Source organism: Kibdelosporangium banguiense (genome assembly GCF_017876405.1).
Taxonomy (GTDB): Bacteria; Actinomycetota; Actinomycetes; order Mycobacteriales; family Pseudonocardiaceae; genus Kibdelosporangium; species Kibdelosporangium banguiense.
The window spans coordinates 762324-785575 of the sequence record NZ_JAGINW010000001.1 but is presented as its reverse complement, the minus strand read 5'-3'; the positions used below and the strand labels follow the sequence as shown (position 1 = coordinate 785575).

Here is a 23252-nt window from a genome sequence, read left to right as displayed (position 1 = left end):
CCAACTCCTTCAGCGCAACGATTCGTCGACGCTCGTCGTATGGACGCAATCTCAGGTCACGCTTTGAGGAAGGCCTCCGCGAGCGCGGCGGGCTGCGTGAAACAGGCTTCGTGACTGCCCGCGACCGGCTGGGCGGGTACTCCGAGGCGGTCGGCGAACCGGTTCCAGCCGTATTCGCCGGGTGGCAACGCGACGTCCTGCTCACCGAGCACGTAAGCCGTGGGAACGCCGTGCTCGGTGACTTCGACCGTCTCGGTGAAGTACTGCATCGGCTGGGGGACAAGCAGTTCGTGTAACAACTGAGCGACCGGTCCGGATGCGTCGGCGATGAATCCCTGCTGCCACACCTCGAACGGCAGGAGTACCGAATTGGTGCCGGAAGCCTCCGCCTGCGCCGTGAACAACCCCTGGTACTCGGGCGGCACCTCGTCGAACAGCGACCGGCCGGCCGCGGGCACGAACGCGCTCCAATAGATCAGTTTGCGCAGGCGGCCGGCCAGCCGGGGCGCCGCCGCAGTGATCGGGTACCCGCCCCAGCTGTGCCCGACCAGGGTGACGTCCCGCAGATCGCGATCTTCCACCGTGCGCACCACGGCATCGACGACGTCGCTGAGCGTGTGTTCGCGAGGGTCGTCTCCATCCGCCAGGCCGGGCAACGTGGGCGTCAGTACCTGGTGTCCTTCGGCGCGGAGGCGCTGGGCTACCGGCCGCCACGCCCATCCGCCATGCCAGGCGCCTGTGATCAGGACAAAGGTCTCGCCGGTCTCGGCCATCGCGGAACTCCTCACTGCACTGTGACTGGTGTCACCCGCCCGTATGGATGGCAAATTATGAGACAATTTGCGGACGGACGTCAAGAAGATGAAACATGAAGGTGTGTCGATAGACTGGTTCGGATTGCGAGGAGGCCAGATGCGAGCGCGATCGCTGGTGTTCGATCTGTTCGGTGACTACCTGCGGTATCGCGGTGGCGCCGCGCGTTTGCGTGCCCTGGTCACGCTGCTCGAGTGCTTCGACATCCCCGAGGCGACCACCCGTGTCTCGATGACACGGCTGCGCAAGGAAGGGTGGCTCGAAGCCGAACGCCAGGGCCGGGAGACGCTGTACTCGCTGACCGAAACGGCGTGGCAGATGCTCGACGAAGGCCGGACGCGCATCTTCGGCCGGGCCACCGGTCCCTGGGACGGCCGCTGGCACATGGTGATCTACCAGGTGCCCGAGACCAATCGGGCGATCCGGGAACAGCTGCGCAAGAAGCTCGCCTGGCTGGGGTTCGGGCCGCTGTCGCCGGCCGTCTGGCTGAGCCCGCACGACCGGGCCGGGCAGGTGCTCGCCGCCTTCGCCGATGATCCGACCGTCAAGCTGGACGTCTTCCACTCGTCGTCGGCCGGTATGGAAGCCGACCGTGACATCGCGGGCCGTGCCTGGGATCTGATCGAACTCAACCACGGATACACGCAGTGGCTTGGGATCTACCAACCCCGCCTGGACGCCTATCGCGCCGGTGAACTACAGGGTGAACGTGCGCTCGTCGAACGCGCGACCCTCGTGCACGACTACCGCAAGTTCCCGTTCCGCGATCCGGACCTGCCGCACGAACTGCTTCCCGCTGGGTGGCAGGGACGCGTCGCGCACGAGGTTTTCCTTGAGGCCCACAGCCTGCTCCGCAGCCCGGCGGAAGCCTATGTGGACAGTGTTATCGAAGCCGCTGCGGTGCAGGCTTCCGAGGCCAGTTGAGCTGATGCACATCTGGGACGGCCGTCCGGGGACGGTGCCAATTGGGTAAATGGGTGGCGCGTTTTGCCGGTGGGCGTGGATGATCCGGCGCGCACTTGGTTCGGCCATGCCCAGAGAGGAAGCCCTGATGACTGTTGCTCCCGAAGTTCGTGTGGTGTCAGGGGAATTGCGGGGCAGCTGGGATTCAGGTGTGGCGGTCTTCCGCGGCATTCCGTTCGCGGAGCCGCCAGTTGGCGCGTTGCGTTTCGCCGCGCCGCAACCGGTACAGAGCTGGGACGGAGTGCGTGAGGCCGTGGCGTACGGCCCGCCGCCACCGCAGGCCGGATTCTTTGGCATGGACCAGTTGTCCCAGGACTCGCCGGAAGAGGACTGGCTGACGATCAACGTCTGGTCGCCCGCATTCGGCTCAGGCGCGGATCTGCCGGTCATGGTGTGGATCCAGGGTGGTGGCTTCATGGTCGGCATGTCGAGTCTTCCCGAGTACGACGGCGCCCGCCTCGCGCAGGATGGCGTCGTGGTGGTGACGTTCAACTACCGCGTAGGCATCGAGGGTTTCGCACAGTTCGAGGGAGCGCCTGCCAACCGTGGCCTGCTCGACCAGGTCGCTGCTCTGGAGTGGGTGCGCGACAACATCCGGGCCTTCGGCGGCGACCCCGGCCAGGTCACGGTCTTCGGCGAGTCGGCGGGCGGCGGATCGGTCGCCGCACTGCTGGCCATGCCGCGTGCGGCCGGGCTTTTCCACCGGGCGATCGCGCAAAGCGTGACAGGCCCGGTCTTCTCGCCGGAGCTCGCTGCCGACATCGCTACCGTGTGCGCCACCGAGGTGGGACTGCGACCCACGGTCGCTGATATGTCCACTGTGGAACCGATGCGGCTGTCCGCCGCGGGTGACGCGGTCACCGCCAAGATCGCCCAGTGGACGGAACGCTGGGGTCTGGCCGCGCACCGACCGATCCCGTTCGGGCCCGTCGTGGACGGGGATGTCCTGCCCCGCACCCCTTGGCAGGCCCTGGCCGATGGCGCGGCCCGGGACATCGAGCTCATCGTCGGTCACACACGCGACGAGCAGCGTCTGTTCAACCTGATCGAGGGCACGCTCGGGCAGGTGACACCGGACCAGGCGGAGACCGCCCTGGCGATGCTCGCGCCGGAGGGTGCGCAGAAGTTCCGCGCGGCCTTCCCGGACGCCGGGTCGGACGAGCTGTACGAAGTGGTCAACTCGGACTGGCTGTTCCGGATGCCGTCGCTGCACCTCGCCGAGGCACAGGTCGCAGGCGGTGGCCGTGTCCACCTCTTCGAGCTGACCTGGACTGCCCCGGGTATGGGCGGCGCGCTTGGCGCCTGCCATGGCCTCGACGTGCCGCTTGTCTTCGGCAACTTGACTCGCGGCCAGCCCGCCATGCTGATCGGTGAGGACATCACCGAGGCAGAGGCACTGTCCAGGCGCATGCGAACCGCATGGACGGCGTTTGCCACGCACGGCGACCCAGGCTGGCCCGCGTACGACACCGAGCAACGCCTCACGCAGCTCTTCGACACCGAACCGGCAGTTGCCGTCTATCCGGAAGAGGCATCCCGCTTGCTCTGGCAGAACTACACCTTTTCGCCGTTACCGCTGCTCGGCCGGTAGAACTTCCGATTGTCCCAGCGGCCGGGAGCCGAGGCTGCGATGGTGTACTGATGATTAGGAGAATCGTTCCTTACGCCGACGGAGACGACCTCGCCGCTTCCCGTGACTTCTACGCCGAGGTGTTCGGGTTCGAGGTGGCGATGGAGCAACCGGTCCTGTGCCTGCAGTCCCCGGACAGTCCCGAGGCGCAGGTGATCATTCCGCCGCGCGGGATGGAGAACCCTCCACCCCGCTTCGGGATCGACGTCGGCGATCCGGCGAGGGTCGACGCGGTGCACGCCGATGCCGTGCGTCGCGGTCTGCGGATCGTCTACCCGATCAGAAACGAGCCGTGGGGCGTACGCCGCTTCTTCATGGAGGATCCCAGCGGGACGGTGATCAACGTGCTCGCGCACCTGCGTTGATGAGTTTTCGCGGTGGCGGGAGTCTCTCTTGGCGGGCAATGCCGTCAACACAAGGAGAGAACCGTGAAGAGCGATGTGTGGCCGATGGTGCATGTGGAGCGTGCGGCGCTGATCGACGACCTGTCGCGCCTCGATGACGAACAGTGGGAGACGCCATCGCTGTGTGACGGGTGGACTGTGCACGACGTGGTCGCCCACATGGTCAACACGGCTCTGACCACGCGGCTCAGTTTCGTGGCCGGTTTGATCCTGGCGCGGTTTGATTTCGACCGGCAGAACGCGCGGGGTGTGGAGCGGACGCGCGGTGCTTCACCGCAAGAGACGTTGGAGCGGTTTCGTCAGGTGGCGTCGCGGACGTCGACTCCTCCGGCGAACCTCGACACCAGGCTGGTCGAGGAGGTCGTGCACGGTGAGGACATCCGGCGGCCGTTGGGGCTTACTCGCTCCTACCAGCAGGAAGCTGTTGTCCGAGCGCTTCGCCTGCAGGCTCGTACGCCCGCGTCCTTCGGTGGAGCCAAGGAACTGGTCGCCGGTGTCCGGCTGATGGCGACCGATGCCGACCTGTCGATCGGAGACGGCCCGGAAGTGACCGGACCTGCGTTGTCCCTGCTCCTGGCCATCTCCGGGCGACGGGTGGCGCTTGATGAGCTTGCCGGGCCGGGTGCCGTCACGCTGGCGACTGTGTGACCGTGAAGGTGAGGGGCGCCTTCTGTCAATACGAGGTATGAGGACAACCGACCGTGGGTTCACGGATGAGGACGGTCCGCCGCTGGGCAGCGAGCACCCGGACCTGACCGGGCCGGACCCGGCCAGGCTGTTCGGCTGGCTGTTCGACCAGCATTCGCTTGTGCTGCACCGGTACCTGGCCCGGCGGGTGGGGCAGGCCGCGGCCGAGGACCTGCTCAGCGAGACCTTCCTGATCGCGCTGAACCGGCGGCACAGCTACGACCCGGCCAGGGCCGCAGTGCGGTCCTGGCTGTTCGGCATCGCCACCAATCTGGTCCGCCAGCATGTGCGTGAGGAGGTCCGCACCCTGGAGATCACCGCACGGGCGGCCGGTGCGGATGTGACGTTCGACGCCGGTCACGAAAGTCTGGTGGCCGCCCGGGTGGACGCGCAGGCCGAGACCCGGCGGCTGGCCGCTGTGCTGGCCGAACTGTCATCCGGAGACCGTGACGTGCTGCTGCTGGTCTCCTGGGCCGGGCTGGACACCAAGGAGGTCGCCGAAGCGCTGGACATCCCGGTCGGCACCGTCCATTCCCGTCTGCACCGGGTCCGCAAGCGGTTGCGAGTAGACGCCTCAACTTCGTCCACAAAGGAGGGTGGTCATGCCTGACGAGAACGTGCGCCACATGTGGTCCGACCAGAAACTCGACGAGGTCCTGACCGCCCTGCACGCAGATGTACCCGCTGCCGCTGATGCCCGGGAAAGGGCGCGCGCCAAGCTGATGCTCGCCGCGAATGCCGGCACGACACCAGAGAAGGTTCAGATGGCCACGCCCACGACACCCACTGTTCGCACCCGGCGGGCGATGCCGTTGGCCGCGGCGGCGGCAGCTATTGCCGTGGTCACCGTCGGCACGATCCTGATCGTCAACGCCGCGTCCCAGCAGTCCTCGCCCGCCACGCTCCTGCCGACGCCGTCCAGCACCACGATGGCCAGGCCGCCGGCCACGACCGGCAGCCAGCACGCTCCCTTGCCGCCGGCGCCCGGCCAGCCGAAGAACACCTTGGGAGGCTTGGCATCCCGGGTGCCGGACGCACCACTGGCGGCCGGTCAGTTCCGGTACGTCAACAGGCAGCTCTGGTCACGTGTCCGAACCGAGGGGCGCAGCCGTACCTCCTTCGCCTTCATCGCAGAGGCACACGCCGAAGTCTGGATTCCAGCCGATCAGCACCAGCAGTGGCTGTGGCGGGCCGAGACAACAAAGAACCGGCAATGGGTCCTGGGCACCGAGCAGGCAGCTCGCGCCGACGAAGCCCCGATAGATCGCACCAAGCTCCTGATGCCGAACGGTGAGGAACGGGCCCGCTGTGGCGACTTCTCGTCCGTACGTGAAGAAGGCAAAGAGGCGTGTGAGGGGGATACGGTAGGCACCGTGCCGACCATGAACGGACGGTTGCGCCCGCCCACCGAACCGCGGGCACTCTACGAATGGCTGGTCCAGAACACCGCCACGCACGCCGACCCGCCGTTGGAGTTCTTCCGCACAGCTGCCAACCTTCTCGACGCCCGTTATTCAGCCGAGGTGCGCCGCGCCACGCTACAAGCGTTGAGCTACCACCCGTACCTCACGGTCGGTGACGCCACCACCAAGGACGGCCGCGCGGCGATCTCGGTCAGCATCGACTTCGCCGAAGGCCAATTGCGGGAACAGGTGCTGCTGGACTCCACGAACGGCGACGTGATCGGCAGACGGACAGCCGCACTCAAGGATGTCGACGGAGCCAAGGCGGGCGACATCATCCTTGACGAGACCTACCGTCAGGCTGTGGTCGGCAAGATGGGGGACAAGCCTGCCTGATCGCTACTGGTTCGCGCGCTGGATGGAACGCTGGATCAGCGTGCGGATCCCGGGAAGCTGAATGGCCCGCATGACCAGGTCGCGCGCCCAGACATGAGCTTGGCTGGGTGGCGCGAACTGGGCGGTTCCCTTGCGGGCCAAGGCTTGCCGTTTGAGTACTTCGGGGCGTAGCCGCGTCTCCCAGTCGGTCAGGGCTGCGGAGACGTTGCTGCCGTGTTCTTCCAGGACGGCGCCGAGTTCGTCGGCTCCGTTGAGTGCGAGGGCGGCGCCGTAGCCGGCGAACAGCGTGACGCACCAGGCAGCGTCGCCGAGCAACACGACTCGCCCGTTGCGCCAGGTGTCCATCACGACCTGACTGACCGAATCGAAGTAGGCGTCGGCCGTCACTTGGCGAAGTGCGTCGGGCACGGCTCCGCCCAGATCTCCGAAGGCCGCGTTGAGAGCTTTCGCAGATCCCTTCGCCAGTTCGGCCGCCGGATCATCGCTGCGGTAGGTGAAGAACGCGGAGGATCGTCCCGGCCCCAGATTGATCACCGCCGCGGTGCGGCCTGGGCCGATGAACGTGGTGCTGGCTCCGTCCGGGATGTCGCGCGGCACCCGGCTGAGGGGAAATGCGCCGACCAGGTGTCGCAGATCCACCTTGAAATCGGTGCCAGGACTGAACATGAGCTCACGAACACCGGAGTGCAGGCCGTCGGCGCCGACGAGAAGATCGGCACGCTCGGACGAGCCGTCACTCAGGTCGACCTGAACCTCATCACCGTTCTGGCCGACGGCCTGCACGGTGGTGCCGAAGCGGATCGTGACGATGTCCCGCACTTGCTCGTACAGCACGGATTCCAGATCGCCGCGGAACACAGTCATCGCCCGTTTGCCGACCGCGGCCTGCACGACAGCGGCAGGCACCTTGAACTTCTCCCGGCCGTCGGCCTTGGTGAGGATCGAGGTGAACACCCCCAGATCCCGTTCGGTCAACCCGGGCAACAGGCCTAAGCGTTCCGCGGCCTCGTAACCGGGTCCGATCAGGTTCACCATGTAGCCGCTGCTGCGGCGGGCGGGGGCGCGCTCGACCACGAGCACATCCCAACCCGCCCGGTGAAGTCGCAGCGCGGTGGCCAAGCCGGCGATACCAGCGCCCGAGACGATCACCCTCTGTGTCACTACCGCTCCTCGGCATAAGTATGAGCATGTGTTCAAACCAAGTATGAACACATGCTCATTATCGGTGCAAGTCCCGTAGACTCAGACGCGTGCCCAGAGGCGTCGCCATCCCGGAGATCAGGCAGCAACTGTTCGCCGCGGCCGAATGCGTGATCATCCGCGACGGCCCCGCCAAACTCAGCGGCCGAGCCGTCACAACCGAAGCCGGCGTCGCAACCGGCCTGCTGTACGGCCACTTCACCGACTTCGACGAATTCCTCGCCGCCTACGCAATCGACCGAGCCTTCCTGATATCAGCCCAGGCCGCTGCTCTACCAGAACGAGCCGGCACAGACACCGTCGCTGGCAACCTGTGCGATGCCGTCCTCTCGATACCGCTGACACCCGTCCTGGTCTCAGCCCGGCTCCTCGTCACACGCCCCGAACTGCGAGGCCGCATCCACGCCGTCCTCGGCGACAAAACCACAGGCCTCGACGCGATCGAGAACGCCGCCGCCACATACCTCGCCGAGGAACAACGACTCGGCCGGATCGCCGCGACCGCCGACCCCGAAACGCTGGCCCTCGCGCTCGTCGGCGTACTCCACCACCTCGTGCTCGGTGCTGATACCGAATCCGATGTGCACGCACGCATCCAGCGGACGATCACAGCACTGATCAGGGACCTGTCAGCCGTAACGCACAGCCCGGGGAAGCCGACCTAGGGGCATGAGAATCGCTGTGGCCGCAATCGTTTCACTGTTACTGGCCGGTTGCTCGTCCACAGTGGCCGGTTCCGCCTCGCAAGGAATCGACATCCCGGCGACCGTGACGACCACTACAACCACTGTGACGACAGCACGCCCGGCCACCACCGCGCGGGCCGTGCCCACATCGATCGACCCGGCCGCGGATCAGCAGTACTGCGAGCAGACGATCACCGGTGCGCTGGGCAAGCCGATGGAGGTCGTGGTGGTCGAGACCCCGGCCGGTCGGGTCGACTGCGACCAGGCCGGCGCCGTCCTGGTCGACTACTACGCCAAGCGACCTGACCCGAAACCGGGCTCGGATGCGCTGGAGGTGGCCGGATTCTCGTGCAACCAGGTATCGGAACCCGATATCCCCCAGGTGATCTGCACCGACGGTGATTCCCTGATCTTCTCGATGTGGCGGCAGGGCGGCTGATCAGTCCAGGCGCGGAATGTACTGCGATCTCAGTACGCCAGATGTCAGCACACGCATGACGACTCGACGGCCCTCGGCCGCGAGGCTGGCGTCGTGGCAACGTTCCTCTACCGCCTTGGCCGGCTCGCCTTTGGGCGACGCTGGCAGACACTGCTGATCTGGCTCGCCATCCTCGCCGGTGTCGTCATCGCCTCCAGTGCTGCCGGCGAGTTGGCCGACGAGCAGGAAATCACGGAAGGCAGGCGGGAACGGCACTGTCATCCACTGTTCGAACTCCTCGACATCAGCCTCGGACATCGGGCTGTTGCGGTACTCGTGCTCGTCGGCGCCGAAGCCCTTGAGGCCTTCGTCCTTGGCCCGCAACCGCGCGAGCCTGGCCACAATGTCTGCCATGTCCGCAGTCGCATTCTGCCTGTGAACTTCACCGGAGTGCTCACCAGGATGATCATCCGCTGACTACGGAACCGGGTCGGAATCGATCGGTTCCTCGTTCATCTCGATTGCGGCGTGTAGTCGTCGGGCGCCTTCGTCGGCGAGGTCGCGCAGTCGTTCCAGGCTTTGGACGTCGTAGAAATCGAGCGTGATCCGCTCGTTGCCGAACAGGATCGAGACGGCTTGGTCGTTCGGCTTTCGCATGTGCAGGGACATTGCCACTTCGTCGGTTACGCCGCCGCTTGTGTACAAGATCATGTCGCCTGGTGCCGGTCGGATCATGTCTTCCTCCTTGTGGGGCAGAGCTGGGCGTGTCTGTCGAGCTTGGCGCTCGCGAGCGCTTACAATAGCTCCAGTATGACCTGACTTGTAGGAATCACGTCAAGTCCGTTGACACGTTCGTGTTACTCAGGCCGTAGGGAGTTCGCTATGCCCGTGTCCACGTCTGTCGCCGTGTTGCGGCGCCGAGTCGCCATCGCGCTGCGTCAGCACCGCGAGAACGCCGGGCTGACGCAGAAGGAGGCCGGAAGGCGGACCGGGATCGCGGCCAATCGGCTCAATCACTTCGAAGGGATGCGCAGCCTGCCGCCGGACGCGGAACTGGTCCGATTGCTGGAGCTTTATGAGGCGACCGAGGAAACTGTGGAACTGCTCACCATACTTCCGTTGGCACGTAAGCGAACGCCCAGCGAGGCCGCTTCCGCCGATCCCGATCAGTTCAACCTCTACATTGGACTGGAAGCTGGCGCCACGCAGATCGAGTCATACGACGCGCTCGTGTTGATGGGGCTGGTACAGACCGCTGAGTATGCAGAGGCCTTTCTGCGCGGCGCTGTCCAACGCTTCCCTGAGGCCGAAGTCCGGCGCCGGTTGCGATTGCGGTTGCGACGCCAGGAGTTGCTCACAGCGGAGTCGCCGACACACCTGTGGCTTGTGGTGCCCCAACGGGTGCTAGAGGTGCCGGTCGGTGGGGCGGAAGTCATGCGTGGCCAGCTTGCTTATCTACTGGATCTAGCGAAGCTTCCCAACGTCGAACTGCAGGTCATCCCACGGGATGCCGTTGCGTACTCGGCGCTTCAAGGCGCGTTCACGATGATGTCGTTTCCTATCCCGGGAGACGCTGGCCTGGTATATGTCGAGACGCGGGTGCGCGGCCTGTTCTTCGAACAGCCAGACGAGCTTCAGGAGTACCGGCAGGTGATGAACCACCTCCGGGTCTTGGCTGAGCCGCCGAAGGAGTCCCGCCGGCTGATCGACCGGATCAGGAAGGAAATCCGATGACTACTAGCGACTTCAGCGGGGCGAAGTGGCGGAAGGCCAGCAGCTCCGCTAGCACAGGCGATTGCGTCGAGTTAGCGACATGGCGGAAGTCCAGCCGCTCCACCGATACGGGCCAATGCATCGAGCTGGTGCACACCGAGATTGTGTTCCGTCTCCGGGATTCTAAGAACGCCAACGGTCCGATGCTCACGCTGACCGCTGAGCAGGGGTTCGCGTTTCTCGGTGCGGTCAAGGACGGCCGAATCCCCCAGTCGTAGCAGCGAAAATGGGGCCACGACACCTGTCGCGGCCCCACTTCGATCTGTCGGATTCAGCTGCGGCAGCGGGTGATGGCGCTGCAGCCGCGGGTCCACGGGTTCGCCGCACCCGGCTCGGTCTTCGGCTGGTTCAGGCGTCGGCGCTTGAGTTCATCGTGTGAGCTTGTGCCGACGTGGTCGCGCGGGTTGGAGCTGCTGCCGCCTGCGCCTGGGCGAGTGCCGTTGCCTGGGGCGGGGAAGATGATGCGGCTTGGGCTTCCGGGGTGGTAGTTGGGGTTCTGCTGGGCCTGCTGGCCTGCCCGCTCCGGAACGCGGTGCCAGTCGCTGGGCTGGTTACGGAAATCGGGGAACGTGGCAACCCCGTTGCTGTTGTAGACCACGCGCACGGTCGTTTCGTAGACCTGCACGCGGATGATCGCGCTGGCCGGAATGCGGCCCTGGTAGGCCCATTCGCGCTGACCGGCGTAACGCTGCAGGTCCGGGTGGTCGGCAAAGAGGTCGCCGACGTGGTAGGCGTTGCCTGCGGCCCGCGCGTCGATTTCGTAGATGTAGGTCTGTGCGGTCACGTACCCGGACCTGCCTGTCGAGCAGCCTGGGCGCGAGGAGTCGACGAAGTAGGTCCAGACCGACGAGAACGGGTTCGTCGGCCGGGCGGCCCGGCCCCGGCAGGCGTTCGCCACTGTCACCAGGTTGTTCGCGCCCTGGCTCGCGGCGAAGGTCAATGACTGGCCCTGGTCCTCGGATGTCGAGATGTAGGCGCTTTGCATGGCACCACTTCCGCCTCGGACGTGGCGGACCAGGCTGGTGTCGGAGCCGCGCCCGCTGAAACCGTTCCGGAAGATCTCGCTCGGCGGGCGGGAGTCGCCCCGGTACAACGTGCTCACGGTGGGCCTGCGCGGCGGCGGTGGGTCTGACGTGGCGGCGTTGGCCATGAGCGGCAGGAGCATGGACGAGCCGATGCCCGCCAGAATCGTCATCGCGCCGGTCAGCACCACTCGGCGGAACCCGGTCCGTCGTCGTGATTCCATGGGATTCTTCCTCCGGATCACGGGCCGCGCCGTCCGCGACCCATGCCAAGGAGCATGCGGGCTGACCTGCCGTCTTATCGTCGATGCCAGCACCCATCCTCGAATACCGGCTAGCAGGCATGCGCGCGACGGGCATTGCCTGAAACGATCGCCAGCGTGTTGCACTGTCTGCTTGTCGATGACAACCCGGGCTTTCTGGCCACGGCTCGTCGCCTGCTGGAACGCCAGGGGATCACTGTCGTCGGCGTGGCCTCCAGCAGTGCGGAGGCGTTGCAACGGGTCGAGGAACTACGTCCGGACCTGGTGCTGGTCGATATCGGCCTCGGCCGGGAAAGTGGCTTCGAGCTGGTCGGAAAGCTCCGGACACGCGCGATCCTCGTCTCCACTGAGGACGAAGAGGACTATCGCGACCTGATCGCCGCCAGCCCGGCCGTCGGGTTCCTGCCCAAGGCGTCGCTGTCCGCCCGCGCCATCCACGACCTGCTCGCGGCACCAACTAGCGAGCCTCGAGAAACGTGACCACGGCGAGCACCCTTCGGTGATCGTCATCCGTCTCCGGCAGGCTCAACTTGGCCAGGATGCTGCGCACGTGCTTCTCCACGGTTCCCTCGGCGATCCAGATCCGGCGGGCGATCCCGGCGTTGGACCGGCCCTCGGCCATCAGCGCCAGCACTTCCCGTTCCCGGCTGCTCAGCACGGCCAGCGGATCGTCCCGGCGCTGGGCCGACACCAGTTCCTGAACCAGCGCGGGATCCACCACCGAGCCGCCTTTGGCGATCCGCTCAAGCGTGTCGAGGAATTCCGCCACGTCGGCGATCCGGCTTTTGAGCAGGTACCCGATCCCACGGCCGCCGGCCAGCAGCTCCATCGCGTGCTCGACCTCGGCGTGCGCCGACAGCACCAGGATGCCGGTCCCGGGCAGCTCCTCGCGGATCACCCGGGCCGCGTCCAGCCCTTCTGAGGTGTGTGTCGGGGGCATACGGATGTCGACGACCACCAGGTCAGGGCGGTGTTCCCGGACCAGGGGAAGCAGTCCGGCGGCGTCGCCGGACTGGCCCACGACCTGGAAGCCCGACCGGTCGAGCAGGCTGGCCAGTCCTTCGCGGAGCAGCACGTCATCTTCCGCCAGGACCACGCGTGTACCGTCCGTCACATTAGGCATTATCGACTAACGTGTTACTCCGTGCGGACGAGAGGTTGACGTGAGGGGCGGGCTGACCATTCGCCTGGCCGCTGCAAGTGCCCTGCTCGCGGTGGTCGAAGGGGCCGCGTTCATGGTCCTGCTCTCCTCCACGGCCGAGCTGCGCGACCTGCAGCACCAGACCCGCAAGTACCAGGACGTGCTGGTCGCCGGCAATCAGCTGGGCCGGCACGTGATCAATCTGCAGACCCGCCTGGACGGTTTCGTCATCACCGGGCAGGAGAGCGCACTGCGGCTGTGGCAGCGCGACCGGGCCGCCATCGCCGACCAGCTCGGCAGTCTGGACCGGTTGCTGATGGAGGCCCCTGAGCTGCACGCCCGGAGCGACGGGGTCACCCACGCCATTCGGTCCTATCTGGACTACTCCGGTGCGCTGATCGATCTCGTCCGGCGGAATCCCGCCGACGCTCGCGCTGTCACGGTTGCCGAGGAACTCAGGCGCCTGATCGAGGCCATCGGCACTGAGGTCGACCGTTTCGTCGCGATCGAAGGCGGCCACATCGACCAACGCCTGGACGACACCGCAGCAACAGACCGGCTTGCCACCACGGCCGCCGCGGTGGGTCTGGCCGGATCGCTGCTGCTGATCGTGGCGTTCGCCGTCTACCTGACCGCGACCATCGCCCGGCCGGTTCGCCGGGCCGCGGCCATGGCCGGGCAGATCGCCGACGGTGACCTCGACGCCCGGCTGCCCGAGCATGGGCCCGGCGAGATCGGCATGCTTCAGCGCAGCTTCAACACCATGGCCCGCGCGTTGCGGCACAGCCGCAGCGAGCTGGCCAAATCCCGCGTTCGTATCGTGGCCGCTGCCGACCAGGAACGCCGCCGGATCGAACGCAATCTGCACGACGGCATCCAGCAACGACTGGTCACGCTGGTCCTGGAGGTACGAGCCGTCGAGGCCGAACTTCCCCCGGATTCGGCCGCGCAACTGGCCGAAGTCGCCAACGGCCTGATGGCGACCCTGGACGAGCTGCGCGAACTGTCCCGTGGAATCCACCCGGCGGTCCTGTCCGAAGGCGGTTTGGTCCCTGCACTCAAAGCCCTCACCCGCCGCTCGACCATCCCCGCCGAACTCTCCTCAGACGTTCCCATCCGGCTACCCGAGCCTGTCGAGGTGGCCGCCTACTACCTCGTCTGTGAAGCCCTCGCCAACATCGCCAAGCACGCCAACGCCTCAACCGCATACATAGACGCGCGCCTGCAAGATGACCGTCTACGTGTGACAGTCAGCGACGACGGCATCGGCGGCGCCACAACGAGATCAGGCTCAGGCCTCGTCGGCCTCACCGACCGGGTCGAAGCCCTGGGCGGCACACTCTCGATCACCAGCCCACCGGGCCAGGGCACCACCCTGGTCGCCGACCTGCCCCTCAAGCCCGCTGACGAGTAGTTCACGGCCGCCAGATGTCGAGGGCCGTCTCCAGCATCTGTTCGCTGAATGTCCCATTAGGACTGGCTTCGTGCAGAAGCTGCCTGAGCTCGGCTTCGAAATCCGCACGCTTGTCGCCGAACAGGTGGGGCGTGGAACTGGAGAGTGAGTAGACCTTGGCGACCACTTCGTCAGTCGTCCGGGCGACAACACGACCGGGCACTTCGATCCGCTGAGGCCCGGAGAACCCGGCTGCCCGATAGATCTCCGACTCGCCGCCGACAGTGCCCTGCGGAAGGTGCCCTTTACCCGCTCGGCGCACTGGTCCGAGATATTTCCGCACCAGCTCGGCCATTGCCTTGTTCGGAGGCGAGTCCGCACCCTCGACCCCTTCGTGAGTCACCGCGTGCACATGAACGCACGCTCCACCGGCCTCCAACATCCCGCGTACGGTCGCGGCAACCCGAGCCCGGTCCATCCAATGAAATGACTGGGCGAACGTGACCACCCGGAAAACCCCAAGCGACGCAGGCAAATCCTCGGCCCGAATGTGCACCCAACGCGTATTGGCCCGCTCACCGGAAAGCCGGATGGCCTCGTCGATCATGCCCTGATCGGCGTCGACCCCCACCGCCTCGGCGAAGAAACCGGCCAGCAGCAGAGTCAGCGACCCGGGCCCACACCCCACGTCGAGAAGCCGTCCCGACCCGTCCAGCCCCAGCTCAGTGGCAAGTGCGTCAGCGAGTTCCGGCGGATACGGGACACGTCCTTTCGAGTAATAGGCGGCACTCCCGGCATACAGCGACGGGTCCCAGCTCCACATACCCTGAGCCTAGTTCCGGACCTGTGTCACATCCTCGTGGCCCCGCGGGTCAGGGTGGCAGGCGCGAAGGAAAGGGACACCGTGGACGAGCGTGAATGGATGACTGAGCGATTCGAGGAGCACCGGTCGCACCTGCGGGCGGTGGCCTATCGGATGCTCGGCTCGGTGACCGAGGCCGACGACGCCCTGCAGGACGCCTGGATACGGATCAATCGCGCGGACACCAGTGACGTCGAGAACCTCGGCGGGTGGCTGACCACGGTGGTGGCGCGGGTGTGCCTCAACATGCTGCGCTCCCGGCAGTCACGCCGCGAGGAGCCGTATGACGTGCATGTTCCTGAGCAGGCGAGCGACGCTGATCCCGAGCGGGACGCGGTGCTGGCGGACTCGGTCGGGCTCGCCCTGCTGGTCGTGCTGGAGACGTTGACGCCTGCCGAGCGGCTTGCGTTCGTGCTGCATGACATGTTCGCCGTGCCGTTCGACGAGATCGCCCCGATGATCGATCGGACCCCGGCCGCGGCCCGGCAGCTCGCGAGTCGCGCCCGCCGCCGGGTGAAGGGCGGCCAGCAGGTGCCTGAACCCGATCTGGCACGTCAGCGTGAGGTCGTCGGCGCGTACCTGGCGGCTTCCCGCGACGGCGATTTCGACGCGCTGGTCGAGCTACTCCACCCGGAGGTGGTGCTCCACGCCGACGCGACAGTGCTCAACGCCAGCGGACCGATCGTGGTCAGGGGCGTGGACGTGGTTGCCCGGCGCGCCACCACCGCCGCGCAGTTGGCCCACGTCAGCGACATGGCCTTGGTCGACGGCGGGATCGGCATCGTGACGGCGTTCAGCAACCGGCTGTCGGTCGCGCTGACCTTCACGATCGCCGAGGGCAAGATCACCGGGATCGACGTGATCGGCGACCCGAACCGGCTGGCCGAGTTGGAGATCGGAGTTCTCAGCGACTGACCGGGATCAAGTACCGCTGGGGTGCAGCGTTTTCATCGCGACGTAGCTGTTGGCAATCGCCACGCCTGGCAGGCCGGCGAGCCGGTTGGCGTGGAAGTCCTCGTAGGCGGGCAGATCGGCGACTTCGACCTGGAGCAGGTAGTCGAAGTTGCCGGTGACGTGGTGGGTGACGACCACTTCGGACAGTTGGACGATGGCGCGTTCGAAGGCGACGACGTCCGCGCGGGCGTGCCGAGCCAACCGGACGCCGACGATCACGCGTAGTCCGCGGCCGGCTGCGGCGGGGTCGATCACCGCCCGGTAGCCGCGGATCACGCCGGTCTCCTCAAGCCGCCGGACACGCCGCAAACACGGTGACGGCGACAGGCCGACCTGCTCGGCCAGGTCGGCGTTGCTGATCCTGCCGTCCTTCTCCAGCGCGGCCAGGATCGCGCGATCCACTTCGTCCATAGTGGCAGATTATTGCTCGATCTAATCGAAGACGGCAATATGGTGCCCGGATCTGCACGCTATTTGCTGCCAACATTGCCGCGATCGGTGCTGGTTGACGTGCTGATCAGCCACGCTGGTCCTGTCACATCAGACGGGAGGACCGCCATGGCCGGCATCAGCACAGTTGCCGTTCACGCTGATCGCAACGTTCACCCCAGCCGCGCTGTGGCGCCACCCATCTACCAGACGGCGACGTTCTGGGCTGAGGACGCGGACCAGTTCGCGCAGGTGGCGGCCGAGTCGCGCGGCAAGGACTTCTACACCCGCTACGGCAACCCGAACCATGCGCAGGTCGCCGCGGTGGTCGCGGAACTCGAGGGCACCGAGACCGCGATGGTCACTGCGTCCGGGATGGCGGCGCTCACCACGTCTGTGCTGGGCCTGGTGTCCGCCGGTGACCACGTCATCGGGCAGCAGGCGACTTACGGCGGAACGGCGTCAGTGTTGCTGAACCTGTTGCCACGGCTGGGAATCTCCACCACGGTAGTGGACCAGACCGACCCGGGCGCGTTCGAGAAGGCGCTGACGCCGAAGACCCGGCTGATCCTGATGGAGTCGCCGAGCAACCCGCTGCTGCAGGTCACCGATCTGAGTGCGGTCGCGGCCCTGGCGAAGGCGAATAACGTGATCACGTTGGCGGACAACACCTTCGCCACCCCGGTGAACTCACGGCCGGCGGATCTCGGCATCGACGTGGTCTGGCACAGTGCGACCAAGTACCTCAACGGCCATACGGACGTGTCCGCCGGAGTGCTGGCCGGACCGGCCGAGATCCTCGACCGGATCTGGGACACCGGCGTACTCACGGGTGCGACGCTGGGGCCGTTCGACGCGTGGTTGTTGTTGCGCGGCATGCGAACCCTGCCGTTGCGGGTGGAACGGCACAACGCCAACGGGTTGGCGCTCGCGCAGGCGTTGGAGGACCACCCGGCGATCGCGAAGGTGCACTATCCCGGCCTGACCTCCCACCCGCAGCATGAGTTGGCGTGCAAGCAGATGAGCGGCTTCGGCGGTGTGCTCGCGCTGGAGCTGAACGGCGGTTTCGAGGCGGCCGACGCGTTCCTCGGACACCTGAGGTATTCGCGGCGCTCGGCGAGTCTGGGCGGGGTCGAGTCGCTGGCTGTGCACCCCGCGTCGATGTGGCGCGGAATGCTCAGCGACCAGCAGATCGCCGAGTCCGGGGTGCCGCTCGGCCTGGTCCGGCTGGCAGCAGGCACCGAAGACACGCTGGATCTGGTCGGCGACGTGCTGGCGGCGGCGGAACTGGAGCTCACGCGATGAGGACCCTGATCACCGGCGGCACCGTGATCACCATGGACCCGGCGACCGGCGATCTCGCCCAAGGCGACGTGCTGATCACCGACGGAGTGATCACCGAGGTCGCCGAACGGATCGACGCGCCGGACGCCGAGATCATCGACGCGACCGGCCGGGTCGTCATGCCCGGCTTCGTCGATACCCACCGGCACACCTGGCAGACCGCGTTCCGCGGCGTCGGCGCGGACTGGACGTTCATGCAGTACCTGGTGGCAATGCACGACACCGTCAAGCCGCACAACCGGCCCGAGGACGTATACCTGGGCAACCTGCTCGGCCGGTTGGACGCGTTGAACTCCGGCATCACCACGATGCTGGACTGGTTCCATTGCGCGCTGACCCCCGAGCACACCGACGCCGCCGTTGCGGCGTTGCGGGACGTGCCGGGGCGCTCGGTCTTCGGTTTCGGCGCGGGATTCCGGACGTCCGACCCGATCGACGCCGAGGTCCGGCGCGTGCGGTCCGGTCTGACGGGCGACGGGCTGGTCACCATGGCTCTGGCATTGCGCGGTCCGGAAATGACCGCGATGGAGACCGTCGCCGAGGACATGCAGCTGGCGGCCGAGCTCGGGCTACGCACCACCGTGCACATCGAGACCGACGGCCGCCCGATCGCCGAATTGCTCGAACACGGTCTTCTGCGGGACACCACGACGTTCGTGCACGCCAACGGAATCAGCGACGACCAGCTGCGCATGCTCGCCGACGCGGGCAGCTCGGTCTCGGTCAGCCCGGACGTCGAGCTGAAGATGGGCATCGGCTGGCCGGTGACCGGGCGGGTGCTGGCCGCCGGCCTCCGCCCGACGCTGTCCATCGACGACTGCCCGGCGGTGGGCGGCGACATGTTCTCCACCATGCGCACCGCGTTCGCGGTCCAGCGTGGGCTGGACGGCGGGCTCAGTGCGCGCGATGTCCTGGAGTTCGCGACCGTCGACGGCGCCAACGCGTGCGGACTCGGCTCGTGCACCGGCAGCCTCACGCCAGGCAAGGACGCCGACGTAATCCTGGTGCGCGCCGACGACCTGAGCGTGTTTCCCTTCAACAACCCGGCGGGCACGATCGTCGCTGCCGGTCACCCCGGCCTGATCGAGACCGTGCTGGTGGCCGGGCGCGTAGTCAAACGCGACGGCGTCATCGTCGGCATGGACGTGCCCACACTCAAGGCCCGGCTACTGGAGTCGCGTGACCGGATTGCCGCAGATGCCGGTATCGCGCTCGACGGCACATGGCGCCCAACGCCGGGCGAGTAGGAGATACAGCGATCTCGCCCGCTGTCTATTGTGGACTTATTGTCGGAAATTGTGTTACAGAAGACAAAGTTCGGTGTTCGCGGAACTGCTCGTACCCGATCGGCCTATGCGATTGCCCCGGTATGGCAAGGAAACCCGGATAGAATTCCGGTTTCGTTGAGGTAGGGGAGTGGAGTACGGGATGCTGGAGAGCACGGACCGGACAGAGAAACGCACCTTGGCCGCCGACAGGTTCAATCTCGTGGGTGAGGACCATGCCGAGAGCAAGCCGCGCAGGGACTTGGAGAGACAGTTCTGCGAGGCGAAGACCAACAGCAAGAACTACTGGACCGAGGCGGCGTTCCTCGATCCGCATGAGGAGGGTCAGACTGCTCCCGAGGGTGACTCGTCAGCCGACCTGATGGAGTATCGCGCCATGCACGGCGTGGGCCTGCTGCTCGTCCAGTTCGAGAAACTCGGGGATGAGGCGGTCACCGTGTCGACGACGCCGTCGGTTTCGGCGGTTTCGGCGGTCGGCGTGTTCGCGGAGAAGGTCAAGCTGATCGTGCCATTGCGTGACCGAATCGATCGCAGCTGGCGGGAATCGACCCCGGAGGTGACCCAGGCCGTGCGGACGGTCTGCGACAACGTCGTTCGGGTATGCCAGGTGTACCTTGACGCGGTCCAAGGCACATCGTCGCCAGGACTGCAACTTCAGGCCACCCGGAAATTCGCCAACGACCGTTCGGCAATCCGTGACCTGTTGCCGAACCTGGCGAAACTCGCCGGGGCGAACCTGAAAGGCGAACACGAACGCGACGCCCGCCAGTTGGAGAGCTACATGCGCCTGCAGCGTTCCAGGTTCATGGGCTTCGGAGCCAACCAGGCGAGCGGGGCGAGGACACGCGGGGTTTGGAAGGTCGGTAACGGTCACATCGACGACCTCGTGAGCGGCCGGGCGAACGTCGGCACGAGGTTCCTCAACATCGTCTCTCAGCAGGACTTCAACGACGAACTCAAAGCCTGGCTGAAGAAGTGATCAGCTGGGCACCCGGTGCAGGGTGAAGGCCGCTGCCTGTCCGCCGTTCCATTGCTTCGAGGCGACGTCGGCAGGCAGCTCGACCGATCCGGAGTTCTCCTCCTGCGGATTGGGGTTGTAGTAGTCGAAACCGGTGTGCCGGTTGGAGATGAACCGCGACAGCTGGATGTAGAGCTGATACTGCCGGCCGGTGTCGTTGTCGCGTAGGTAGACCCATTCCCAGGTGCCGCTGGAGGCGCGGTACCTCGCGACGATCCCGGCGCCGCCCGGCTTGATCTGCAGACCGGTGTGCGGGGTGATCTCGCCGCCGTGCGCACCGGTGACCTCCAGGATGTGCGGAGTCAGGTTGAACACGACCATATCCACATCGTGCGAGCCGATCAGACTGCCGACGCGTGAGGTGAACTCGTCGAATGCCTGATCGGCCGCCCGCAGAATCGGGTCTGTCCAGCTGAACGCGTCGCGCATCGCGGCGGACACCGCATCGCCGCCCAGCCCCGACCCGACGAGGATCCGCAGCGCTGCGGCGGCCCCAAGACCGAACGGGCCGCCCAGTACCAGCGCGATGCCGAACGCGGAAAGTGCGTACGGCACAACGTTCACGCGGACCCACTCGGCGAACTTGGCCGCGGTGTTGAGCGCTCCCGCGAGTACGCTCGCCAGATTGCCGGAGATCCAGTCGAGCAGCAGCGTGCCGATCCCGGCCAGCTTTCCCGGCGCGTCAAGCAGTCGCACGTTGATCGAGAAGCCGGTGTCGAGCGACTCTTGCATGAAGGTGAAACGCAGTGTGCCACCGAGGTGGAAGGTTCCGGCCGAGGCGTCCACCTCGATCTTGAGATCCGCCTTGACCGCGAAGTCCGGGATGTCGATGCATGGCACAGTCACCTGGTCGAACAGTGTGAATCCGCCCAGTGTCACGTTACGCATCCCGAAGTCGCAGCTGAAAGCCAGCCGGAACAACGACTTCTCGCGGCTGGCGAAGATCTCCAGATGCTGGTCCGTCCAGGCACCTTCGCCGCTCTGCCCGGCTTTCAGGTTCGTCAGCAAGGTCAGCCCGTCGTCGTTGGCCTTGCAGTGGACATCGGCATGAGCGATGTCCAGCAACGAGATCGCGGCCGACGCGTACAGGTAGTCCTTGTGCTCGTTCTCGATGTGCGACGACACGGTGAAGACCGGTCCTGCCGTCAGGTGCCTTGGGCATCTCGATATCCGCGGCCGGCGGTGCGAGCCCGCCCGCCGGATAGCCGGAGATCACATCGCCCCCGGCTATCGGCTCTGTCGCGGTCTCCACTTCGTAGGCGATGAAACGGAAATCGGTGTACGGCACAGCGATCAACCCCGTTCCGCTCGGTGTCGGCGGAACAACCTTCGGAGGGGATCTTTTCGCTGTTACGGACGCCTGTCCACAATCACCCGTTAGTGGAATGCTCAGCTCTCGGTCAGTTTGCCGTCGGCCAGGTTCAGCCGGCGGCGCACGCCGATCTCGTCCAGGAACCGGTCGTCGTGACTGACCACGACGAACGCGCCCCGGTAGGCGTTGAGTGCACTGGTGAGCTGCTCGACGCTGGTGAGATCCAGGTTGTTGGTGGGTTCGTCGAGCAGAAGCAGTTGCGGGGCAGGCTCGGCGCACAGCATGCACACCAGTGTTGCCCGCAGCAGTTCGCCGCCGGACAAAGTGCTGACCGGCTGGTGTGCCCGTGATCCGCGGAAAAGGAAGCGTGCCAACAGGTTCATCATGTCCGGTTCGGGCATGTGCGGGGCGGCCGAACGCAGGTTCTCTGTGGTGGTGCGGTCGGCATCGAGCAGGTCAAGGCGCTGGGACAGCAGTGCGACACGTCCGTCGGCCCGGTTCATCAAGCCGCTGTCCGGCTTCTGATCGCCGCTGATGATCCGTAGGAGCGTCGACTTGCCGGTGCCGTTGGCCCCGGTGAGGGCGATTCGTTCGGGGCCGCGGATCGCGAGGGTCAGGCCTTCGTCTTGGAACAGTCCGCGGACCTGCATCCGTTCACCGTGGAACATGGTGCGGCCGGCCGGGACTGTGGTGTCCGGCAAGGACAATGTCATTGTCTGCTCGTCGCGTACGGCTCGCCCTGCTTCGTCCACTTTGGCCTCGACAGAGCCGAGCCGTTGGGAATGCAGGTCATTCGCCTTGCCCGCGGACTCCTGGGCCTTCCGCTTCACTCTGCCCAGCGCGATCCTGGGGATGTCGCTGTTGGTTCGTGCGCCGGTGCTTGCGCGACGGGCGGCACGTTCGCGGGCTTGCTGCAGTTCCCGCTTCTCGCGCTTGAGTTCCTGTTCGGCGTTGCGGAGGTTCTTCTCCGCGACATCCCGCGCTGCCCGCTTCGTGGTCTCGTACTCGGTGAAGGTCCCGCCGAAGAAGGTCAGCTGTCCCTGGTCGAGCTCCGCGATCCGATCCATCCGGTCGAGCAACGCCCGGTCGTGGCTGACCAGCAGCAGACAACCTTTCCATCCGCCGAGCACGTCATACAGCCGATGCCGGGCGTCGCGGTCGAGATTGTTGGTCGGCTCGTCGAGCAGCAGCACATCGGGCTGTTTCAACAGTTGGGCGGCCAGTCCGAGGGAGACGATCTGGCCGCCGCTGAGTGTGCTCAACGGCCCTTCCAGGGTGACGTCGCCCAGGCCGAGCCGGTCGAGTTCGGCGCGGGCCCGTTCCTCGATGTCCCAGTCGGAACCGACCACGGTGAAGTGTTCCTCGCTGGCGTCGCCGCCCTCGATCGCGGCCAGCGCACGAACAATCGGTGCGATCTCCAGCACTTCGGCGACGGTCAGATCCCCGGTCAACGGCAGTGTCTGCGGCAGGTAACCGAGCACACCGTCGACGGACACGCTTCCGCTCAGCGGCTGGTGTTCACCGGCGATCAGCTTGAGCAGCGTGCTTTTGCCGGCGCCGTTGGGCGCGACCAGGCCGGTGCGGCCGGTCCCGATGGTGCAGGTGAGGTCCTCGAAGACAGGTGTGCCGTCGGACCAGGCAAAGGACAGGTTCGAGCAAATGATCTTGGACATCGGAGCTCTCATGAGGTACGGGCGCGCACAGCCGCCCGAAGATGGCTGAGTGAGGACATGACCAGCCGCGGTGTCACCTTGAGACGGTGCTCACCGCTGGTCCGGGCTCCGATCTACCCGGAGACGTCGTCCTCGGCCACGATCACGCAAGCGCTCCTTCCAACCTCGGTACCGACTGTAGC

Annotated in this window: 26 protein-coding genes; 16 read left to right on the top strand and 10 right to left on the bottom strand. The window is 66.2% G+C overall.

Annotation, left to right across the window (positions count from 1 at the left end):
- Positions 1–56: 56 nt before the first annotated feature.
- Entirely contained in the window at positions 57–773 is a 717-nt protein-coding gene (locus tag JOF56_RS03730) for an alpha/beta fold hydrolase (RefSeq protein WP_209634409.1), read from the bottom strand.
- Between the two features lie 139 nt (positions 774–912).
- On the opposite strand from JOF56_RS03730, the gene JOF56_RS03725 reads away from it, so the two are divergent.
- From JOF56_RS03725 to JOF56_RS03700, 6 genes are all read left to right on the top strand, one after another.
- On the top strand, positions 913–1737 hold the full coding sequence (locus tag JOF56_RS03725) for a PaaX family transcriptional regulator (RefSeq protein WP_209634407.1): 825 nt from the start codon (positions 913–915) through the stop codon (positions 1735–1737).
- 127 nt (positions 1738–1864) lie between these two features.
- Positions 1865–3367, top strand: a complete 1503-nt coding sequence (locus JOF56_RS03720; protein WP_209634405.1) for a carboxylesterase/lipase family protein — start codon at positions 1865–1867, stop codon at positions 3365–3367.
- A gap of 50 nt (positions 3368–3417) precedes the next feature.
- Positions 3418–3771, top strand: a complete 354-nt coding sequence (locus JOF56_RS03715; protein WP_209634403.1) for a VOC family protein — start codon at positions 3418–3420, stop codon at positions 3769–3771.
- Positions 3772–3834: 63 nt separating this feature from the next.
- Positions 3835–4458: a maleylpyruvate isomerase family mycothiol-dependent enzyme gene (locus JOF56_RS03710; RefSeq protein WP_209634400.1), complete on the top strand. Its 624-nt coding sequence runs from the start codon at positions 3835–3837 to the stop codon at positions 4456–4458.
- Between the two features lie 37 nt (positions 4459–4495).
- Positions 4496–5107 carry an RNA polymerase sigma factor gene (locus JOF56_RS03705; RefSeq protein WP_209634398.1) on the top strand — a complete coding sequence of 204 codons (612 nt, stop codon included), beginning with the start codon at positions 4496–4498 and terminating at the stop codon, positions 5105–5107.
- Positions 5100–6296, top strand: coding sequence for a hypothetical protein (locus JOF56_RS03700; RefSeq protein ID WP_209634396.1), 1197 nt, complete (start codon positions 5100–5102; stop codon positions 6294–6296). Before JOF56_RS03705 ends, JOF56_RS03700 begins: the two co-directional genes overlap by 8 nt.
- 3 nt (positions 6297–6299) lie before the next feature.
- Here JOF56_RS03700 and JOF56_RS03695 read toward each other — a convergent pair whose 3' ends face one another.
- Complete coding sequence (locus JOF56_RS03695; RefSeq protein WP_307854906.1) at positions 6300–7457, bottom strand: FAD-dependent oxidoreductase; 1158 nt, start codon at positions 7455–7457, stop codon at positions 6300–6302.
- Between the two features lie 89 nt (positions 7458–7546).
- On the opposite strand from JOF56_RS03695, the gene JOF56_RS03690 reads away from it, so the two are divergent.
- Both JOF56_RS03690 and JOF56_RS03685 read left to right on the top strand, forming a co-directional pair.
- The gene (locus tag JOF56_RS03690; protein WP_209634394.1) at positions 7547–8161 is read left to right on the top strand and encodes a TetR family transcriptional regulator; all 615 of its coding nucleotides are present in this window, start codon (positions 7547–7549) and stop codon (positions 8159–8161) included.
- Between the two features lie 4 nt (positions 8162–8165).
- Positions 8166–8621 (top strand): hypothetical protein, encoded by a 456-nt coding sequence (locus JOF56_RS03685; RefSeq protein ID WP_209634393.1) that lies wholly within the window; start codon positions 8166–8168, stop codon positions 8619–8621.
- On the opposite strand, the gene JOF56_RS03680 is transcribed toward JOF56_RS03685, so the two are convergent.
- Both JOF56_RS03680 and JOF56_RS03675 read right to left on the bottom strand, forming a co-directional pair.
- Entirely contained in the window at positions 8622–9014 is a 393-nt protein-coding gene (locus JOF56_RS03680; RefSeq protein WP_209634391.1) for an SMI1/KNR4 family protein, read from the bottom strand.
- Between the two features lie 63 nt (positions 9015–9077).
- Positions 9078–9335 (bottom strand): hypothetical protein, encoded by a 258-nt coding sequence (locus tag JOF56_RS03675; RefSeq protein WP_209634390.1) that lies wholly within the window; start codon positions 9333–9335, stop codon positions 9078–9080.
- 147 nt (positions 9336–9482) lie between these two features.
- On the opposite strand from JOF56_RS03675, the gene JOF56_RS03670 reads away from it, so the two are divergent.
- Both JOF56_RS03670 and JOF56_RS03665 read left to right on the top strand, forming a co-directional pair.
- Positions 9483–10334, top strand: a complete 852-nt coding sequence (locus JOF56_RS03670; RefSeq protein WP_209634388.1) for a helix-turn-helix domain-containing protein — start codon at positions 9483–9485, stop codon at positions 10332–10334.
- Positions 10331–10591: a DUF397 domain-containing protein gene (locus JOF56_RS03665; protein WP_209634386.1), complete on the top strand. Its 261-nt coding sequence runs from the start codon at positions 10331–10333 to the stop codon at positions 10589–10591. The genes JOF56_RS03670 and JOF56_RS03665 overlap by 4 nt, the downstream gene beginning before the upstream one ends.
- A 53-nt stretch (positions 10592–10644) precedes the next feature.
- On the opposite strand, the gene JOF56_RS03660 is transcribed toward JOF56_RS03665, so the two are convergent.
- Positions 10645–11619, bottom strand: coding sequence for a hypothetical protein (locus tag JOF56_RS03660; protein ID WP_209647987.1), 975 nt, complete (start codon positions 11617–11619; stop codon positions 10645–10647).
- A gap of 156 nt (positions 11620–11775) precedes the next feature.
- On the opposite strand from JOF56_RS03660, the gene JOF56_RS03655 reads away from it, so the two are divergent.
- Positions 11776–12138, top strand: coding sequence for a response regulator (locus JOF56_RS03655; protein WP_209634384.1), 363 nt, complete (start codon positions 11776–11778; stop codon positions 12136–12138).
- Here the strand turns inward: JOF56_RS03655 and JOF56_RS03650 are convergent.
- Positions 12116–12781, bottom strand: coding sequence for a response regulator (locus JOF56_RS03650; RefSeq protein ID WP_209634382.1), 666 nt, complete (start codon positions 12779–12781; stop codon positions 12116–12118). The genes JOF56_RS03655 and JOF56_RS03650 overlap by 23 nt on opposite strands.
- Positions 12782–12821: 40 nt before the next feature.
- Between JOF56_RS03650 and JOF56_RS03645 the strand changes: the two genes are divergently transcribed.
- Positions 12822–14213: a sensor histidine kinase gene (locus JOF56_RS03645; protein ID WP_209634380.1), complete on the top strand. Its 1392-nt coding sequence runs from the start codon at positions 12822–12824 to the stop codon at positions 14211–14213.
- 1 nt (position 14214) lies between these two features.
- Here the strand turns inward: JOF56_RS03645 and JOF56_RS03640 are convergent, their stop codons facing one another.
- Entirely contained in the window at positions 14215–15015 is an 801-nt protein-coding gene (locus JOF56_RS03640) for a class I SAM-dependent methyltransferase (RefSeq protein ID WP_209634378.1), read from the bottom strand.
- A 99-nt stretch (positions 15016–15114) separates the two neighbouring features.
- On the opposite strand from JOF56_RS03640, the gene JOF56_RS03635 reads away from it, so the two are divergent.
- Positions 15115–15969 (top strand): sigma-70 family RNA polymerase sigma factor, encoded by an 855-nt coding sequence (locus JOF56_RS03635; protein WP_209634376.1) that lies wholly within the window; start codon positions 15115–15117, stop codon positions 15967–15969.
- A 6-nt stretch (positions 15970–15975) separates the two neighbouring features.
- On the opposite strand, the gene JOF56_RS03630 is transcribed toward JOF56_RS03635, so the two are convergent.
- Positions 15976–16419 (bottom strand): Lrp/AsnC family transcriptional regulator, encoded by a 444-nt coding sequence (locus JOF56_RS03630; protein WP_209634374.1) that lies wholly within the window; start codon positions 16417–16419, stop codon positions 15976–15978.
- 147 nt (positions 16420–16566) lie between these two features.
- Between JOF56_RS03630 and JOF56_RS03625 the strand changes: the two genes are divergently transcribed.
- The 3 genes from JOF56_RS03625 to JOF56_RS03615 all read left to right on the top strand — a co-directional run bounded on the left by JOF56_RS03625 (position 16567) and on the right by JOF56_RS03615 (position 20046).
- On the top strand, positions 16567–17742 hold the full coding sequence (locus tag JOF56_RS03625) for a trans-sulfuration enzyme family protein (RefSeq protein WP_209634372.1): 1176 nt from the start codon (positions 16567–16569) through the stop codon (positions 17740–17742).
- On the top strand, positions 17739–19028 hold the full coding sequence (locus JOF56_RS03620; RefSeq protein WP_209634370.1) for an amidohydrolase family protein: 1290 nt from the start codon (positions 17739–17741) through the stop codon (positions 19026–19028). Before JOF56_RS03625 ends, JOF56_RS03620 begins: the two co-directional genes overlap by 4 nt.
- A 181-nt stretch (positions 19029–19209) precedes the next feature.
- Positions 19210–20046, top strand: coding sequence for a hypothetical protein (locus JOF56_RS03615; RefSeq protein WP_209634368.1), 837 nt, complete (start codon positions 19210–19212; stop codon positions 20044–20046).
- Here JOF56_RS03615 and JOF56_RS03610 read toward each other — a convergent pair whose 3' ends face one another.
- Both JOF56_RS03610 and JOF56_RS03605 read right to left on the bottom strand, forming a co-directional pair.
- A complete protein-coding gene (locus tag JOF56_RS03610) occupies positions 20047–21210 on the bottom strand; it encodes a hypothetical protein (RefSeq protein WP_209634366.1) in 1164 nt (387 codons plus the stop codon). It abuts the gene before it with no gap.
- A gap of 264 nt (positions 21211–21474) precedes the next feature.
- Positions 21475–23070: an ABC-F family ATP-binding cassette domain-containing protein gene (locus JOF56_RS03605; RefSeq protein WP_209634365.1), complete on the bottom strand. Its 1596-nt coding sequence runs from the start codon at positions 23068–23070 to the stop codon at positions 21475–21477.
- Positions 23071–23252 lie beyond the last annotated feature (182 nt).

What these genes read in the sequence shown, in the direction of transcription:
- JOF56_RS03730 (WP_209634409.1), bottom strand. Translation starts at nt 773, where the DNA reads ATGGCCGAGACCGGCGAGACCTTTGTCCTGATCACAGGCGCCTGGCAT.
- JOF56_RS03725 (WP_209634407.1), top strand. Translation starts at nt 913, where the DNA reads ATGCGAGCGCGATCGCTGGTGTTCGATCTGTTCGGTGACTACCTGCGG.
- JOF56_RS03720 (WP_209634405.1), top strand. Translation starts at nt 1,865, where the DNA reads ATGACTGTTGCTCCCGAAGTTCGTGTGGTGTCAGGGGAATTGCGGGGC.
- JOF56_RS03715 (WP_209634403.1), top strand. Translation starts at nt 3,418, where the DNA reads ATGATTAGGAGAATCGTTCCTTACGCCGACGGAGACGACCTCGCCGCT.
- JOF56_RS03705 (WP_209634398.1), top strand. Translation starts at nt 4,496, where the DNA reads ATGAGGACAACCGACCGTGGGTTCACGGATGAGGACGGTCCGCCGCTG.
- JOF56_RS03700 (WP_209634396.1), top strand. Translation starts at nt 5,100, where the DNA reads ATGCCTGACGAGAACGTGCGCCACATGTGGTCCGACCAGAAACTCGAC.
- JOF56_RS03685 (WP_209634393.1), top strand. Translation starts at nt 8,166, where the DNA reads ATGAGAATCGCTGTGGCCGCAATCGTTTCACTGTTACTGGCCGGTTGC.
- JOF56_RS03680 (WP_209634391.1), bottom strand. Translation starts at nt 9,014, where the DNA reads ATGGCAGACATTGTGGCCAGGCTCGCGCGGTTGCGGGCCAAGGACGAA.
- JOF56_RS03675 (WP_209634390.1), bottom strand. Translation starts at nt 9,335, where the DNA reads ATGATCCGACCGGCACCAGGCGACATGATCTTGTACACAAGCGGCGGC.
- JOF56_RS03670 (WP_209634388.1), top strand. Translation starts at nt 9,483, where the DNA reads ATGCCCGTGTCCACGTCTGTCGCCGTGTTGCGGCGCCGAGTCGCCATC.
- JOF56_RS03665 (WP_209634386.1), top strand. Translation starts at nt 10,331, where the DNA reads ATGACTACTAGCGACTTCAGCGGGGCGAAGTGGCGGAAGGCCAGCAGC.
- JOF56_RS03660 (WP_209647987.1), bottom strand. Translation starts at nt 11,619, where the DNA reads ATGGAATCACGACGACGGACCGGGTTCCGCCGAGTGGTGCTGACCGGC.
- JOF56_RS03650 (WP_209634382.1), bottom strand. Translation starts at nt 12,781, where the DNA reads ATGCCTAATGTGACGGACGGTACACGCGTGGTCCTGGCGGAAGATGAC.
- JOF56_RS03640 (WP_209634378.1), bottom strand. Translation starts at nt 15,015, where the DNA reads ATGTGGAGCTGGGACCCGTCGCTGTATGCCGGGAGTGCCGCCTATTAC.
- JOF56_RS03635 (WP_209634376.1), top strand. Translation starts at nt 15,115, where the DNA reads ATGACTGAGCGATTCGAGGAGCACCGGTCGCACCTGCGGGCGGTGGCC.
- JOF56_RS03630 (WP_209634374.1), bottom strand. Translation starts at nt 16,419, where the DNA reads ATGGACGAAGTGGATCGCGCGATCCTGGCCGCGCTGGAGAAGGACGGC.
- JOF56_RS03625 (WP_209634372.1), top strand. Translation starts at nt 16,567, where the DNA reads ATGGCCGGCATCAGCACAGTTGCCGTTCACGCTGATCGCAACGTTCAC.
- JOF56_RS03620 (WP_209634370.1), top strand. Translation starts at nt 17,739, where the DNA reads ATGAGGACCCTGATCACCGGCGGCACCGTGATCACCATGGACCCGGCG.
- JOF56_RS03615 (WP_209634368.1), top strand. Translation starts at nt 19,210, where the DNA reads ATGCTGGAGAGCACGGACCGGACAGAGAAACGCACCTTGGCCGCCGAC.
- JOF56_RS03605 (WP_209634365.1), bottom strand. Translation starts at nt 23,070, where the DNA reads ATGTCCAAGATCATTTGCTCGAACCTGTCCTTTGCCTGGTCCGACGGC.